We start from the raw sequence: 14,592 nt of genomic DNA on the forward strand, positions 1-14,592 counted from the left end.
ATGTCCTTTACCTATCCACTTCGCCAAAAACAATGTTGGTAGAGCCAATGATGGTGGGAATATCTGCGAGATAATGTCCTACTAAAAGTTCTTGTAATGCTCCTGTGTGATGGAAGCTTGGGGTGCGGATTTTTAAACGATGTGGCGATGTGCCGCCAAGAGAGGCGATAAAGAAACCTAACTCACCCTTAGGAGATTCGGTAGGGACATATACTTCTCCTACAGGTGGGCGCATACCTTGAGTTACAAGCACAAAGTGCTGCATAAGGGAGTAATTTTGCGTCATAATATCCTCTTTGGGCGCAGAGAGATAACGTGCATCTTTTGCCATAATCTCTGGTGGTGTGCTAGGGTAGAGGGTGATGAGTTGTTTTAGAATCTTTAGGGATTGGTAGATTTCCTCAATATAGAGCTGATAGCGCGCATAGCAATCCCCCTCATTAGCGATAGGCACTTCAAAATCAAGCTGTGGATAAAGCTCATAGGGATTATGCTTACGAATATCCCATTTGATACCGCTGCCTCGTGCCATAATACCGCTTAAACCCCATTGCTTGATAAAATCCTGTGATACCTGCCCCACGCCCTCTAAGCGAATGCGCCAGATTCTATTTTTATCAAGCAAACCTTGCACCAAATCAAGCGTTTTGGGCACACTCTGTGTGAATTTCTCTACACTCTCTAGGAATCCATTGGGTAAATCAAGCGGCACACCACCGATACGAATGGCATTATGCGTAAGTCTTGCTCCGCAGTAATCCTCCATTAAATCCAAGCCATACTCGCGCTCTACAAAACAATACAAAAATATAGAAAGCGCACCCACGTCCATACCATGTACACCGAGGAAAAAGATATGTGAGATAATGCGATTAATTTCTAAAAGCATAGTGCGGATAACCTGCGCACGTAAAGGCACTTCTACACCAATGAGCTTTTCTACTCCTAGCGCAAAGGCATAGTTATTGCTTGTAGCGGCGATATAATCAAGTCTATCGGTTGTAGGCATAAACTCATTATAAATCATATTTTCAGCTAGTTTTTCAATGCCACGATGGAGATAACCAATATCAGGTGTAGCCTTGATGATTTTTTCATTATCAAGTTCTAAAATTAGGCGGAGCTGTCCGTGAGCAGAGGGGTGCTGGGGTCCAAAGTTAAGCACCATTTTATCATTTTCTTGCTCAAAAAAGATATTTTCAAAATTTGGTTTTAATCTCGTGTAATTTTGCTTCATCGCCGCGCCTTTAGTTTTGTATGCTTTTTAAAGGATTTGACAAAAGCAGGAGTATTTTCCTCTTGATAGATAGGCGTAGGAGTAGTGGGTGCGAAGTTTTTATCATCATTAAAGTCAATCCTTGCGCTATCGCGTTGCTCTGCGCCGATAATGGCACGATACTCCTTGCCAAAGATTCTATCTACTTCATACCACGCGGCATATTCATCACCTTGCAAAGGATAGGATTTAAGCAATGGGTGTCCTACCCAATCCTTGGGCATAAGCAATCGCTGCAAACAAGGGTGTTCATCAAAAATAATGCCAAACATATCATAGCATTCACGCTCACTCCAATTTGCGCTTTTAAAAAGTGGCGTGAGGGAGGCGATATGCTGTCCTTTTTTGATTTTAGTTTTAATCTTTAATCGCTTTGAGTGAGTATCCTCAAGCTTCAATAAAAGATAAAACAATTCAAATTCATTGCAATCTTGCAATCTATCAATCGCGCTCATTTCAGTCAGTGTAGCATAGCCTAGTGCGTGAAGCTCCTTAATGAGTGCGAAAAGATGAGCAGATTCTACCCACAATGTTGCAAGGTTATTTTGCATATAGCTTTTTGCAATGGGTGTTTGGATAGCTTTGCATTCCGCTTCAAAGCCTTCAAGCTGGAGCTTTGGTGAAGTGGGCGCGACATCAAAGCGATGCGTGTAGTATGCGCTTTTTTGAGCATTAGCCTTAGGGGGATTCTGTCTTATCATCACTTTTCCTTAGATTGCATTACACAAGTCGCTTTTGTAGATTCTGTGGCAGAGCCTTTTGTCTGCGAATCTTTTGTTGCAGCACCATAATGGCGTATTGCAAGGTTTCAGGGCGAGGCGCACAGCCGGGCAAGTAGATATCCACAGGTATGATTCTATCCACGCCTTGCACAGTGGAGTAGGTATTAAACATACCGCCGGTATTGGCACAACTACCCATAGAAATCACCCATTTGGGTTCTGGCATTTGGTCATAAAGTCTGCGGACAAACTCGGCGTGTTTTTTAGTAACTGTGCCTGATACAATCATTAAATCTGCTTGTCTAGGAGAAGCACGGAAGATTGTCCCAAACCTATCAAGGTCAAAGCGACTACCACCTGTAGCCATCATCTCAATCGCACAACAGGCTAAACCATAAGTTAACCCCCATAATGAATTACTTCGCCCCCAATTGAGTAGTTTATCCACACTGCTAAGGGCGATAGGCAAACCGCCACTTTGTGCGTAATTTATTTGATGTCTTGCCACGATAGAACTCCTTTTTTCCACGCATAGATAAAGCCTATAACGAGTAATCCAATGAAACTTAGCATTTCTATAAACACAAAGCTGCCAAGCCCGATATGTGCAAAATATTTAAAATTAATCGCCCAAGGTAGCATAAAAATCACTTCAATATCAAAAAGAATAAAAAGTAGAGCGAGGATAAAAAAATGCGTGGAGATTTTGTTTGGCTGTTTGTTAGGCGTGGGACCGCATTCATAGGTAGAGAGTTTGAGCTTTTCTCTATCTTTTTTAGCAAGCTTACGTGAAAGAATGCGCTGCAATCGAAGCGTGAGGGTAAAAGCAACGCAAGTGAGGACAAATAATACAAACACACCAAAATAGGGGTGTTCAAATGCAGAATGAGTCATTTTTTCCCTTTTGTTGTTTTATTGGAAAAATTGTAATGTATAGATTCTAACAAAAGGGCTATTTGGTAAAAAATACTTTACAAATAGAGAAAAAAGGTTACTTTTTTACTCTCAATAAGGCTTATTTATGCTAACTGATATTTGTATAAACCGCCTGAACATCGTCATCTTCCTCGATTTTATCAAGTAGTTTTTCAATTTCTTGCATTTGGGCTTCATCAAGGGTAATGGGTGAGGTTGGAATTCTCTGCAGGATGGCTTTAAGGATTGGAATCTGCAAGGATTCAAAGCCTTCATTGAGTGTGCCAAAATCTTTATAATCTCCATAGGCGGTATAATATGCACCTTGCTCATCTTCTGCGCTTTCTAGTTCCTCTAAACCATAATCAATAAGGGCTAATTCTATCTCTGCTACATCTTTATCTGTGCGAAATACAAACACACTTTTTCGCGCAAACATAAAGTCGATAGAGCCATTGGTAAGGATACTTGCATTGGGCGTTTTGTTAAAATAGCTTTTGATATTAGCAATAGTGCGTGTGGGATTGTCTGTCGTGCATTCGATAAATATAAGTACACCATAGGCTGCCTTGCCCTCATAAGTGATTTCGCTAAAGGTGCCATCTTTGCCACTTGCGCGTTTGATAGCCGCATCGATATTGTCTTTTGGCATATTTTGTGCCTTAGCATTGGCAATAGCCGTGCGGAGCTTAGCATTCATCGCAGGGTCTCCCCCACCTTCCTTAGCGGCGACAGTAATGGCTTTTGCAAGTTTGGGAAAGACTTTGCTCATCTTGTCCCATCGTTTTTCTTTAGCTGCGCGGCGATATTCAAATGCTCGTCCCATACGAATCCTTGTGCATTATTGATATAAAGATGGGATTATAGCAATATTAAGATAAAATAATAACTTACACATCAATCTTTAAGCACTGTAAGATTTTCTCCTTCAACTTATAAGCAATGATATAATCTTTATATCTTTAAGGTAAAAAGAGATTTATGTTTTTGGACTTGAGGGATGAAAGGTATTCTCAAATAGAAGAGGAAAAATCTTTTCACCTTTGGGGTATTATATTTGGAATGGAAGGAGATGAGTGGGGTGGGGGGCGTGAAGAAGTTGGTTTTGGATATACCTTATAATTTCCTGTGATGTCTAAAAATAAGCAATTCTATATTCTTTTGCAGTGATTATCAAAGTGAGTTTTTAGGGCTTAGAATCTTGGAACGCATATATTTATGGGAGAAAAAAGTCTATATCTTTTGTGCGCTTCCTAAGATTCCCATACGTTCAACCATTACTTTAATTACAGATTCCATAGCTGGAGTAAAAAACTTGCGCAAATCAAATTGCGTATTGTCCGCATTTGCCACTCTCCGCACTTCTGCTATAAAGGCAATGCGCAAATCTGTATCGATATTAACTTTATTAATCCCGCCCTTAATGGCTTCCTGCAAGAACTCAAAAGGCACTCCCCTACTCCCCTTTAAATCCCCACCTGTAGCTAAAAATGCCTCTCTCACATATTCGGGAATAGCGCTCGCTCCGTGTAAAACAAGTGGGATATTTGTGCGTCTTTTTACTTTTTGTAATCGTTCAAAATCAAGCTTTGGCTCACCTTTAAACTTAAATGCCCCGTGGCTTGTGCCAATAGCAGGAGCGAGATAATCAACTTTCGTAGCTTTCACAAACTCCTCTGCCTCATCAGGATTAATCAGCACCGCATCTTTTTCACTCACAGAGATATTATCTTCAATCCCCATAAGTCGCCCTAACTCCGCCTCTACACTCACGCCCTTAGAATGTGCGTATTCTACAACCTCTTTTGTAAGGGCGAGATTTTCTTCAAAAGGGTGATGAGAGGCATCAATCATCACAGAGGTAAACCCCGCATCAACAGCCTTCTTGCAAGATTCAAAGCTCGTGCCGTGGTCGAGATTAAGCGCCACAGGGATATGCGGATAGCGATTAGAGAGAATCTTTAGCATTCCCACTGCCATATCAATCCCCATATATTTAATCGCCCCTTCACTTGCCTGCACAATAATAGGGGATTTGGCTATATCTGCTGCCACAAAAATGCTATTTAGCATCTCAAAATTAACAAAGTTAAATGCTCCTACACCATAGCGCTCTTTATGTGCTTTGAGCAATATCTCGCTCCCGGAAACTAACATATTCCCTCCTTAGGTAATTTTATATGTTTATTTTGTGATTTCAATTTTAGCTTTTTGTCGCAATGCCTGAATTTTTTGCATCATACCCTCTCTTACGTTTTGCGCCCTGATTTCGTTTTCTATACTTTTTTTTGCCTCATCATACGGAACAATTTTTGGCTCACTTTTACGCTCTAAGTAGATTATGTGATAGCCAAAAGGAGTATGCACAGGTTCTTTACTATATGTGCCGGGTTTCAAGTCAAAGGCAGCCTTTGAAAAATCAGGGTGCATCATAGAGCGTTGAAATACACCCAAATCACCACCATTTTTTTGCTGCTGTGAAGCAGGATCGATAGATTTTTGATTGGCAAGCTCGATAAACTTCGCTTCTACTTTGCCTTTTGATGCCTTATCAAGCTCTTTAATGATATTCTTCGCTTCTGCTTCAGTTTTTACAAGAATATGCCTTGCCTTACCTTCCTGATTGATGAAAAGCCCTTCATTTTCTTGATAAATTTTGCGAATCTGCGCATCATTCATATTTGGCACCTGAATGCTATCGGCTTGTTGTTTTGTCCATAAGTCAATAAGCAGATTATCTTTTATGTTATTGACGACATCAATATATTCCTTTGAGGTGTCAAGCTTTTCTTGTTTTGCGGCTTTAATCATAAGCTGCCTATTTACAAGCTCATTAATAAACATCTCTTTTTCCTGTTCAGAGAGTTTGCTGTAGTTAAAGTTTGGGATATTCTGTTCAAGAATCTTTATATCTTTATCCGTAATTGCTTTGCCATCGACAGTTGCATAAGTTTTTGCATATACAGATGTTGCGCATATTAAAAAAAATCCCACACAGATTTGCTTATTGAGCTGTAGTTTCATAGTTGTCTCCACTAATTATTAAGATAAGCGCGATTGTAACAATTAAAGCTAAATAAATTGTAAGAAAACGATTGCTTTTTATCAAACAAAAAACAATAGGTAGGATTCTAAATTTATTTATTTTAATTTATATGAAATTAAACGTAAAGAGCATACATAAAGTTTTTAAGATAGACTTGGATTGCTCTCATTCTGCACTTGCAAACCTTTTAAGGCATTAACTTATGATGCAGAGAGGGTAATTTGACTTAGGCAATATACAAGTGAGAATGAGATTATACTAAGGTCTCTTTATTTTAAATGACACTGTATTGCAGCATCTTTGAATAGGCTTAAGGTATCCCTTTGCTGCTATGGAGAAAATGTTTCCTCTTAATTTAAAAGTAAATTACACATAAGAGCTTGAGGATTTGTATTAGATTTTACTTTTCACAAATGTTTCCATTTCGCTCACAATTTCTTCGATACTACGTTCCCCATTAATCTTATGCAGCACTTTTGATTGTGTGTAGAATGCTTGTATTTCTGTTAATGGTGAGAGATAGACTTGCATACGATTATTGAATACCTCTGCATTATCATCAGCTCCTCTTGCACGCCCCAATACCCTGTATCGTGCGACTGCTTCGCTTACTTGCACTTCAATAACACTTATAAGTTCTACTTGATTTTGAGATTTTAGCTTTTCATCTAAGGCTTGCATTTGCTCCACGCTGCGAGGATAGCCATCAATAATGATTACATCTTTAGGCGCATTGGCTAGGGCATTGAGGATGGTGCTTACCACAATATCAAGCGGCACAAGATTCCCCTTGCTGATAAAACTATCAATGATCTTTCCCTGCTCACTTCCACTTGCCACTTCTTCACGGAGTAGGTCTCCGGTAGAGTAATGCACGATAGAATCTGTATTGTGTTGTGCGATAAGTTGTGCATCTGTTGTCTTACCAGAGCCGGGTGCGCCGATAATTAAAAACAATTTTTTCATTTTGTCTCCTTCAAATTAAAAATTAAAATGTCTAAAACTTAATATTTAGTTCTGTATAGGGAGGTTTGATTATACTTTTTTAAATCTTAAGAAAAGCTAGTAGTGCTTTGAAGTATTCTGAAAAATTATGCAATGTGAGTATAAAAAACCTAAAAAACTACCTTGATGGGCTGTTTTTCCGAGAAATAAAGAGCGTGGGTGTAGCCCACACTTTTTGCTAAAGCGCATAAATCATTATATCTAAAGCCAATGTGTTCTACACTATGGGCGTCCGAACCAAAGGTAATATCGATACCTTTTTGAAAGGCTTTTTCTAAGATAAATGCGCTAGGATAGCATTCTTTAATAGGTTTGCGCCACCCAGCAGCGTTAAGCTCGATAGCCAAATGATTATCGGCGATAGATTCTAAGGCGCGATTGAGATAGGGTATTTGAGAATCAGGCATAGTATGTCCAAAGAGTTTGAGCAAATCTAAATGTCCTACGATTTGAAAAAAGCCTGTTTGCGCCATTTGAGCGATGGAGCATAGATATTCACTCCAGCATTGCTCGATGTCGCGTTTAGCGTATTCGCCTATAAACGCAGGATTATCAAAGCCCCAAGATTCTAAAAAATGCACGGAGCCAATGAGATAATCAAAAGGCTGTGATAAAAGTGGAGATTCTATCAAATCCTCTCTATGTAGGATATAGTCGACTTCTAAGGCGCTTAGAATGGTAATTTTATCTTTAAATTTTTCCTGCAAACGGGTGATTTCTCTAAGATATTGGGGGAGTTCTGCCAGATTCATACGATATGCCTCATCAAATGCCATAGGTGCGTGGCAGGAGAAGCCAAAAATATCAATATTTTGTGCGATGGCTTGAATGATATATTCCTCCATTGTGCCTGTAGCGTGGCGACAAAGGGCAGTGTGATTATGTAAATCAATGTGCATAAATATCATTCCTTGCTGATTTGTGGGTATGTGTTTGCAAAGGGATTCTATAATGCTTTACTTATAAATGGCTTAGAATAGGCAAAATTTAAAGTATTTGGGTGAAAACAATGAAGTATGTTTTTAAGATTACAATATGCGCTATGACGGCTTTGATAGTAATGAGTGGGTGCTTTGTGGATTTAGTGCGACAAGAGAATAAAGAAGCGCTGTTAGAGTCAAGTAAGCAATGGTATGTATACAAGATTCTTTATCAAAATGGGCGTGAATTTACACCTATATGGGAGCAAGCCAAGTCGAGTATGAGCTTTGATGTAGATGAAAATCGTATCTTTGGCGTGAGTGTATGCAATAATTATTTTGCAACTTTTGCCTTGAGTGGCAAAAAACTAAAAGTGAGCAATAGTGGCTCATCACGTCGTATATGCTTCCCCCACGAGAGCGCGGAATATGAGTATTATTTTCTAAAAGCCTTGGAGGGAGATTTTATTGTGCGTAAAAAAGGTAATCAAATGCAGTTAGAAGGCAAAGAGGCAACATATTATCTCAAATTGATTGAAGATTAAAATGAAAATGCTTCTTTCTCAAGCACAGGGTAGTTTTGAGAGTAAGGGTTCAAAGTTTTTAAGCTTTTTAACACCTTTTGGTGAATTTGACACTTTATATAAAAATTTGCGACAAGAACACACAAAGGCGGCGCATTTTGTTCGTGCGAGTCGGCATTTGAATGAATATCAGCATATTATAGAATCTTTTGATGATGATAGAGAGCCAAAGGGGAGTAGCGGTATACCAAGCTTGAATGTGTTACGTGGGGAGGAGCTTATTAATGTGGGGGTGGTGGTTGTGCGCTATTTTGGTGGGCAGCTTTTGGGCGTTGGTGGGCTAGTGAGAGCATATACGGCAGCTGTGCAAAATACCATAGAAATGGCTCAAACACAGCATTTATTGCAAACATTTGTAATGAGTGAAAGTATAACATTACAAATTGCCTATAATCAACTTTCCTTGTGTGAGTATGAGGCACAAAAAATGGGTTTGAAGGTTTATAAAGATTCGTTTTTAGCAAATGGGGTGAGGCTTAGAATAGAGGGTAAAAAAAGTGCTTTGGAGACACTTTTAGCTAAGAGATTTATGGAAGATTCTTAATTATCCATTAATTGAAAAATCTTTGTTACACTGCAATATATTTGTGAAAAGGATTGGCTTTGAAAAAATATATAGTCGCTGTGGTAGGTGCAAGTGGGGCTGTTGGCGAGGAGATTTTTAGAGTTTTGGAGGAATGTAAGTTCCCTGTGGCGAGGATTGTGCCATTAGCAAGTAAGCGCAGTGTGAGTAAGGAGATAGAGTTTGATTCACAAACGTATAAAATACAAGAGACAACACACGAAATTTTTGCTAAAGAAAATGTAGAGATAGCCTTTTTTTCAGCAGGAGGCAAGGTAAGCGCAGAGTTTGCACCAAGTGCAGTAAGAGCTGGAGCGGTAGTGATAGATAATACAAGCCATTTCCGTATGGATAGTGATGTGCCACTTGTCGTGCCTGAAGTGAATGCGGAGGATATTAAGGAATGGCGCAAAAAGGGGATTATTGCTAATCCTAATTGCTCTACGATTCAAATGGTGCAAATCCTTGCACCCTTGCATAAGGTATTTGGCATAAAACGTGTAGATGTAAGCACCTATCAAGCAGCAAGTGGAGCGGGCAAACGCGGTATGGAGGAGCTTGTAATGCAAATGCAGGCATTTTTTGCCTTTAAGCTTGATGAGGCGGCGGCTGAAGTATTTCCCCATCGTTTGGCTTTTAATGTGATTCCACATATTGATGTATTTATGCCAAATGACTACACCAAAGAGGAAATGAAAATGATTAATGAAACACATAAGATTATGCACGTCTCTTTCCCTGTGAGTGCTACTTGTGTGCGTGTGCCGGTTTTACGCAGTCATAGTGAATCTGTTACGATTGTATTTGAAAAGAAAGTTGATGTAAAAAAAATTCGCGAGCTTCTCGTGCAGTCCTCTAATGTAGTGCTTTGTGATGATCCAGAGCGCAAACTCTATCCTATGCCAAGCTTTGCAAGTGAGACAGACCAAACATACGTAGGGCGCATACGTGCAGATAATTTTGATAAACATATTGTGCATTTATGGTGTGTAGCAGACCAGATTCGCGTAGGAGCGGCAACAAATGCAGTGAGAATCGCTCAAAAGTGGATTGAAATGCAAGAGAATAAATAATAAAAAAACAAAGTTAAAAGGTGGCAGGAATGATTTTTATCGATGCGTGTTTTAGGAAGCCCACACCCTATACACCTATATGGCTTATGCGACAGGCTGGACGCTATTTGAGTGAATATAGGCAAACTCGCACAAAGGCAGGGAGCTTTTTAGATTTATGTAAAAATGTGGAGCTTGCTACAGAGGTAACGCTTCAGCCCATAGAGATTTTAGATGTTGATGCGGCGATTTTATTTAGTGATATTTTAGTAGTGCCGATGGAGATGGGGCTGCCACTGGAGTTTTTAGCCGGTGAGGGACCACATTTTCAAAGAACAGTCAGCACGATGGAGGATATAAATGCTTTAAGTGAGAGGGCATATACACGTCTTAATTATGTCTATGATGCGGTAAGTGCTATCCGCGCCAAGCTCCCTAAAGATAAGGCACTCATAGGATTTTGTGGTTCTCCTTGGACGTTGGCTACCTATATGATTGAAGGGCAGGGGAGTAAAACATATACAAAGAGCAAGGCTATGTTATATAAAGAGCCACAGATTCTAAGAGCATTGCTTGAGAGATTAAGCGAGGAGTTGAAATACTATGTGGAGAGGCAGATTCTCGCTGGGGCAAATGCAGTGCAAATCTTTGATAGCTGGGCAGCTGCGTTAGAATGTGAGGCGTATATGGAATTTAGTTGGAAATATATGAAAGATATCGCCTCATATCTTAAGGCGAAATATCCGCATATCCCTGTTATGCTTTTCCCTAAGGGGATTGCGGGGTATTTAGATAAAATCGATGGGGTATTTGATGTTTTTGGTGTGGATTGGAGCACACCTATGAATCTTGCTCAAGCAAAGCTAGGAGGAAAATATGTTTTGCAGGGGAATTTAGAGCCATCAAGATTGTATGATATAGAATCTATGGAGAGAGGTGTAGATGAGATTCTCTCCATAATGGGCAAAAAGCCCGGACATATCTTTAATTTAGGGCACGGAATGCTCCCTGATTTACCACGTGAAAATACTATCGCGCTTGTAAAAATGGTGAGGGATAAAAGTAGGCGATAAGCACTTGAAGTCAAAATTAATAATTTTTTTGGTGAGCGCATAATGTCTCGCTTTTATAAGCAAAAATAAAAACGAAATAACATTATTTTAATGTTGGTTTAGTTGTAGGGGGCATTGTTATACTGCTTGTTTGTAAAATATGACACGATTTTCTTTGGTTACGGCAGGAAATTTGCCTATAAAAGTGTAAAAAGGCAGTAATGCTGCGATTGTCTTAATGAGATATTCTTTTTCCGTATTGGCGGGGTTGTAAGCGGTGCTCTCAATCAAGCCTTAAAAAAGAAGAGCCATCTAATGCGTTGCAAAATGTGGATATTTTGCATTCGTATTGGTTGAAATGCAATTTTTGTTTGGACGTGATTGCTGGATTACTAAAGGGTAGCCTACTAGTGTTAAATAATGTCTCATACACCCTTCTATAAAGCTAAAGCCCCTTCTTTTGAATGGACTTTACTTTGGAAACTTAATGATTTATGCCACTTCTAGCAAAGTAACTTTTAGCTTTTTAATCCTCGCTCCGTCCATTTCAAGCACTTCAAAAGTAAAATACTCATCGTTGATTTTGTCCTTTACCACAGGAAGTCGCCCTAGTAAGCCAAATACATAGCCGCCTATGGTAATATGGTCATTTGTATTGCTAAAAGCAATGCTAAATCTCTCCTCAATACTCTCTAGCTCAAGTTTGCCATCAAACTCATATGTATGTGCGTCAATTTGCCTCATATTCTCGATTTTTAAATCGTGTTCATCGCTAATATCGCCGATTATCTCCTCGATAATATCCTCCATCGTTAGAAGCCCTGAAGTGCCGCCATATTCGTCGACAACGAGTGCAGTATGGACTTGCTGACGATTCATAGTGTTGAGAATCTGCGAGATATGGGCTGTTTCTGGCACGATAATCATATTTCTTACAAGCTTTGAGAGATTATGCTCCCCGCCTTTAAAAGTGTTTTCAAATAAATCGCGGATATGTATCATACCTAAGATATTATCCTTAGAATCTTGGTAGTAGGGATAACGTGTGTGATTAGTCTGCAGGACGATTTCAATATTTTTTTCATAGTTATCTTGGGCATTGAGGCATATCATATCTTTGCGTGGGGTCATAATCTCTTTAGCAAGGGTATCGGAGAAATCTACTGCATTTTTGATAATCTCTCCTTCGATAGAATCTAAATATCCACCCTTAAGGCTTTCTCCTACGATGATTTTTAGCTCTTCATCTGAATGTGCCCTTTCATTTTCGTGTGCAGGGGTGATATGGATAAGCTTTAAGAAAAATGCCGCGAGCAAATCAAAAAGCTTAACAAAAGGAGAAAAGATAATCCAAAAAGTATAGAGAGGTCGTGCGACAAAAAGCACCACAGATTCAGTTTTAGCAATGGCAATAGATTTTGGTACAAGCTCACCTAGCACGACGTGCAGGAGTGTTACCAATATAAAGGCAATCACTGAAGCGATGGAATGCACGAGAAAGGGTGAAGATTCTAAGAGATAATGAAAGGGCAGGGCGATGAGATTAGCAAAGGCATTTTCACTCACCCACCCAAGCGCCAAAGAAGCAAAGGTGATACCAAGCTGTGTAGCACTGAGATAGGTATCGAGTGAATTAGTCATCTTTAAGGCGAGAGAGGCATTTTTTACATCATTATTGGCAAGTTCCTCTAGCTTGGATTTTCGAATTTTAACAATTGCAAACTCTGATAGCACAAAAAAAGCATTAAGAAAAACTAAAAACAATGCTAGGATAAGCATTAAAACCGACGAATACGGGTCCAAAAATTCTCCTTAAGAAAAATGAAGATTTGAATTGTAATCAATCAAATCTTTTAAAATACTAAAGTTCAAAACCAGCACTAATAATTATATAGTATGTCAATGCTCCAAGTAGCGCAGACATAGGCACAGTAATAAGCCAAGAAGCGATAATTTTATTAATCGCACTGCGCTTAACAAGCTCTTGTTTGTAGGCTTTTTTGAGTGATTTGCGCTCTTTTCTATCAAGACGTGGCAGCATTTTAAGCTTATCATTGCTTTTTAATGCCTCAAGCATTAAGCCCTTTTTCTTAATACTTGCCTTATTGAATCTTTCTAAAAAAGCTTCTACCTCTTGCGCGTCCTTGCCTTTGTGGGCTTCTATGATGGTTTGCTGCATTTCATAATAGCGCTTTTTGAGATATTCGCGCAAAAATCCTACACCAAAAATTGCTCCAAGTGCAATATGCGTAGAGCTTACCGGTAATCCTAGCTGCGAGGCAAGCAGCACGGTTAAAGCTGCACTCATAGCGATACAAAATGCCCTCATTTTGTCCAACTCTGTAATTTCACTTCCTACAGTGCGAATAAGGCGAGGACCATAAAGGGCTAAACCAAGTGAAATACCAAGCCCCCCGATAATCATAATCCACAAAGGCACACCGGCTTTTGCAGAGGGTAGGGAATCTAGATTTTGAAGTGTTTCATTAATAGCAGCAAGAGGTCCAATGGCATTAGCCACATCATTTGCCCCGTGAGCGAAGCTTAGAAGGGCAGCTGCAAAAATAAGTGGGATAGTAAAAAGGGAGTTAATATCTTCTTTTGTATTTAGGAGAGAATCTGCCTTTTTTGCCACAATGGGACGCACGGTGAAATATACAATGATGGCAATAATAAAGCTAATAGCCACAGATACGCCAATATCGAGGATAGGCAGGACTTTCTTTAATCCTTTAAGGATAAGATAAAGGCTAAAAGCCCAAGTCATCACAAAAATGAGGATAGGCACCACCTTTTTAGCAGCTTCACGTTTGTTTTCTTTATAGGTAATGCTTTTTTTAATGATAATAAGAAAAATGACGGCGATAATACCGCCAAGCACAGGGGAAATAATCCAACTAGAAGCAATGCGTAAAAGCTCTATCCAATTTACTACATCAATGCCACCAGCCACAATGCCAGCACCCAAGATTCCCCCTACAAGCGAATGTGTAGTAGATACAGGTGCACCAATGGCAGTAGCTAAATGCAGCCATACTGCCCCAGAAAGTAAGGCAGCAAGCATAAGAGAGACAAATATACGTGGTTCTAAAATTTGCTTAGAATCTATAATGCCAGATTTAATAGTTTCCACCACCTCGCCCCCAGCAATGATTGCCCCCATAGCTTCACAAATAGCCGCGATAATGATTGCCCCCACAAGCGTAATAGCGTGAGAGCCAACAGCTGGTCCCACATTGTTTGCTACATCATTTGCACCAATATTCATAGCCATATAGCCGCCGATGATGGTAGCAAATACAAGCAGAAGTGTGTTATGTCCTGTGTGAGCAAAAATGGCTACAAGTGAAATGATTAAGAAAAAAATAAGCACAACAAAAAGCTTTGCGCCATCTTTGCGATTAAAACTTTGCGCTTTTTCAATATGCTTAATGTCTTTAAAATCCATAAACACTCCT

The 14,592-nt window shown here is 39.5% G+C and carries 16 protein-coding genes; 5 read left to right on the forward strand and 11 right to left on the reverse strand.

All coding sequences use genetic code 11. From position 1 onward, the window contains the following. Positions 1–7: 7 nt before the first annotated feature. The 5 genes from nuoD to QZ289_RS03560 form a co-directional block, all read right to left on the reverse strand. Positions 8–1,237 carry an NADH dehydrogenase (quinone) subunit D gene (gene nuoD / locus QZ289_RS03540; protein WP_295699259.1) on the reverse strand — a complete coding sequence of 410 codons (1,230 nt, stop codon included), beginning with the start codon at positions 1,235–1,237 and terminating at the stop codon, positions 8–10. Next, positions 1,234–1,977 (reverse strand): NADH-quinone oxidoreductase subunit C, encoded by a 744-nt coding sequence (locus tag QZ289_RS03545; RefSeq protein ID WP_295699261.1) that lies wholly within the window; start codon positions 1,975–1,977, stop codon positions 1,234–1,236. Before QZ289_RS03545 ends, nuoD begins: the two co-directional genes overlap by 4 nt. Before the next feature lie 19 nt (positions 1,978–1,996). Further along, complete coding sequence (locus tag QZ289_RS03550) at positions 1,997–2,506, reverse strand: NADH-quinone oxidoreductase subunit B family protein (protein WP_295699263.1); 510 nt, start codon at positions 2,504–2,506, stop codon at positions 1,997–1,999. After that, entirely contained in the window at positions 2,488–2,892 is a 405-nt protein-coding gene (locus QZ289_RS03555; protein ID WP_295699265.1) for an NAD(P)H-quinone oxidoreductase subunit 3, read from the reverse strand. The genes QZ289_RS03550 and QZ289_RS03555 overlap by 19 nt, the downstream gene beginning before the upstream one ends. A gap of 130 nt (positions 2,893–3,022) precedes the next feature. Beyond that, positions 3,023–3,739 carry a YebC/PmpR family DNA-binding transcriptional regulator gene (locus QZ289_RS03560; protein ID WP_295699268.1) on the reverse strand — a complete coding sequence of 239 codons (717 nt, stop codon included), beginning with the start codon at positions 3,737–3,739 and terminating at the stop codon, positions 3,023–3,025. A gap of 155 nt (positions 3,740–3,894) precedes the next feature. On the opposite strand from QZ289_RS03560, the gene QZ289_RS03565 reads away from it, so the two are divergent. After that, the gene (locus tag QZ289_RS03565) at positions 3,895–4,035 is read left to right on the forward strand and encodes a hypothetical protein (RefSeq protein ID WP_295699271.1); all 141 of its coding nucleotides are present in this window, start codon (positions 3,895–3,897) and stop codon (positions 4,033–4,035) included. 111 nt (positions 4,036–4,146) lie between these two features. On the opposite strand, the gene QZ289_RS03570 is transcribed toward QZ289_RS03565, so the two are convergent. The 4 genes from QZ289_RS03570 to QZ289_RS03585 all read right to left on the reverse strand — a co-directional run bounded on the left by QZ289_RS03570 (position 4,147) and on the right by QZ289_RS03585 (position 7,863). After that, positions 4,147–5,070 carry a class II fructose-bisphosphate aldolase gene (locus QZ289_RS03570; protein WP_295699275.1) on the reverse strand — a complete coding sequence of 308 codons (924 nt, stop codon included), beginning with the start codon at positions 5,068–5,070 and terminating at the stop codon, positions 4,147–4,149. A gap of 27 nt (positions 5,071–5,097) precedes the next feature. Then, positions 5,098–5,937 carry a peptidylprolyl isomerase gene (locus tag QZ289_RS03575; RefSeq protein WP_295699278.1) on the reverse strand — a complete coding sequence of 280 codons (840 nt, stop codon included), beginning with the start codon at positions 5,935–5,937 and terminating at the stop codon, positions 5,098–5,100. Between the two features lie 415 nt (positions 5,938–6,352). After that, on the reverse strand, positions 6,353–6,925 hold the full coding sequence (locus QZ289_RS03580) for an adenylate kinase (protein WP_295699280.1): 573 nt from the start codon (positions 6,923–6,925) through the stop codon (positions 6,353–6,355). Between the two features lie 149 nt (positions 6,926–7,074). After that, positions 7,075–7,863: a histidinol-phosphatase gene (locus QZ289_RS03585; RefSeq protein ID WP_295699281.1), complete on the reverse strand. Its 789-nt coding sequence runs from the start codon at positions 7,861–7,863 to the stop codon at positions 7,075–7,077. A 110-nt stretch (positions 7,864–7,973) separates the two neighbouring features. Here QZ289_RS03585 and QZ289_RS03590 point away from each other — a divergent pair, with 110 nt between their 5' ends. The 4 genes from QZ289_RS03590 to hemE are packed head-to-tail and all read left to right on the forward strand — an operon-like array spanning position 7,974 to position 11,155. Continuing rightward, positions 7,974–8,429, forward strand: coding sequence for an META domain-containing protein (locus QZ289_RS03590; RefSeq protein WP_295699283.1), 456 nt, complete (start codon positions 7,974–7,976; stop codon positions 8,427–8,429). A gap of 1 nt (position 8,430) precedes the next feature. Further along, positions 8,431–9,012: a YigZ family protein gene (locus tag QZ289_RS03595; RefSeq protein ID WP_295699286.1), complete on the forward strand. Its 582-nt coding sequence runs from the start codon at positions 8,431–8,433 to the stop codon at positions 9,010–9,012. Positions 9,013–9,071: 59 nt separating this feature from the next. Further along, positions 9,072–10,103 carry an aspartate-semialdehyde dehydrogenase gene (locus QZ289_RS03600; protein WP_295699289.1) on the forward strand — a complete coding sequence of 344 codons (1,032 nt, stop codon included), beginning with the start codon at positions 9,072–9,074 and terminating at the stop codon, positions 10,101–10,103. A gap of 29 nt (positions 10,104–10,132) precedes the next feature. After that, positions 10,133–11,155: a uroporphyrinogen decarboxylase gene (hemE, locus tag QZ289_RS03605; protein ID WP_295699298.1), complete on the forward strand. Its 1,023-nt coding sequence runs from the start codon at positions 10,133–10,135 to the stop codon at positions 11,153–11,155. Positions 11,156–11,626: 471 nt separating this feature from the next. On the opposite strand, the gene QZ289_RS03610 is transcribed toward hemE, so the two are convergent. Both QZ289_RS03610 and QZ289_RS03615 read right to left on the reverse strand, forming a co-directional pair. Beyond that, positions 11,627–12,937, reverse strand: a complete 1,311-nt coding sequence (locus tag QZ289_RS03610; protein ID WP_295699299.1) for a hemolysin family protein — start codon at positions 12,935–12,937, stop codon at positions 11,627–11,629. A 58-nt stretch (positions 12,938–12,995) separates the two neighbouring features. Further along, positions 12,996–14,582: an inorganic phosphate transporter gene (locus QZ289_RS03615; protein ID WP_295699300.1), complete on the reverse strand. Its 1,587-nt coding sequence runs from the start codon at positions 14,580–14,582 to the stop codon at positions 12,996–12,998. Between the last annotated feature and the right edge of the window lie 10 nt (positions 14,583–14,592).

Source organism: uncultured Helicobacter sp., from assembly GCF_910577135.1.
Taxonomy (GTDB): domain Bacteria; phylum Campylobacterota; class Campylobacteria; order Campylobacterales; family Helicobacteraceae; genus Helicobacter_C; species Helicobacter_C mastomyrinus.

What these genes read in the sequence shown, in the direction of transcription:
- nuoD (WP_295699259.1), bottom strand. Translation starts at nt 1,237, where the DNA reads ATGAAGCAAAATTACACGAGATTAAAACCAAATTTTGAAAATATCTTT.
- QZ289_RS03545 (WP_295699261.1), bottom strand. Translation starts at nt 1,977, where the DNA reads ATGATAAGACAGAATCCCCCTAAGGCTAATGCTCAAAAAAGCGCATAC.
- QZ289_RS03555 (WP_295699265.1), bottom strand. Translation starts at nt 2,892, where the DNA reads ATGACTCATTCTGCATTTGAACACCCCTATTTTGGTGTGTTTGTATTA.
- QZ289_RS03560 (WP_295699268.1), bottom strand. Translation starts at nt 3,739, where the DNA reads ATGGGACGAGCATTTGAATATCGCCGCGCAGCTAAAGAAAAACGATGG.
- QZ289_RS03565 (WP_295699271.1), top strand. Translation starts at nt 3,895, where the DNA reads ATGTTTTTGGACTTGAGGGATGAAAGGTATTCTCAAATAGAAGAGGAA.
- QZ289_RS03570 (WP_295699275.1), bottom strand. Translation starts at nt 5,070, where the DNA reads ATGTTAGTTTCCGGGAGCGAGATATTGCTCAAAGCACATAAAGAGCGC.
- QZ289_RS03575 (WP_295699278.1), bottom strand. Translation starts at nt 5,937, where the DNA reads ATGAAACTACAGCTCAATAAGCAAATCTGTGTGGGATTTTTTTTAATA.
- QZ289_RS03580 (WP_295699280.1), bottom strand. Translation starts at nt 6,925, where the DNA reads ATGAAAAAATTGTTTTTAATTATCGGCGCACCCGGCTCTGGTAAGACA.
- QZ289_RS03585 (WP_295699281.1), bottom strand. Translation starts at nt 7,863, where the DNA reads ATGCACATTGATTTACATAATCACACTGCCCTTTGTCGCCACGCTACA.
- QZ289_RS03590 (WP_295699283.1), top strand. Translation starts at nt 7,974, where the DNA reads ATGAAGTATGTTTTTAAGATTACAATATGCGCTATGACGGCTTTGATA.
- QZ289_RS03595 (WP_295699286.1), top strand. Translation starts at nt 8,431, where the DNA reads ATGAAAATGCTTCTTTCTCAAGCACAGGGTAGTTTTGAGAGTAAGGGT.
- hemE (WP_295699298.1), top strand. Translation starts at nt 10,133, where the DNA reads ATGATTTTTATCGATGCGTGTTTTAGGAAGCCCACACCCTATACACCT.
- QZ289_RS03615 (WP_295699300.1), bottom strand. Translation starts at nt 14,582, where the DNA reads ATGGATTTTAAAGACATTAAGCATATTGAAAAAGCGCAAAGTTTTAAT.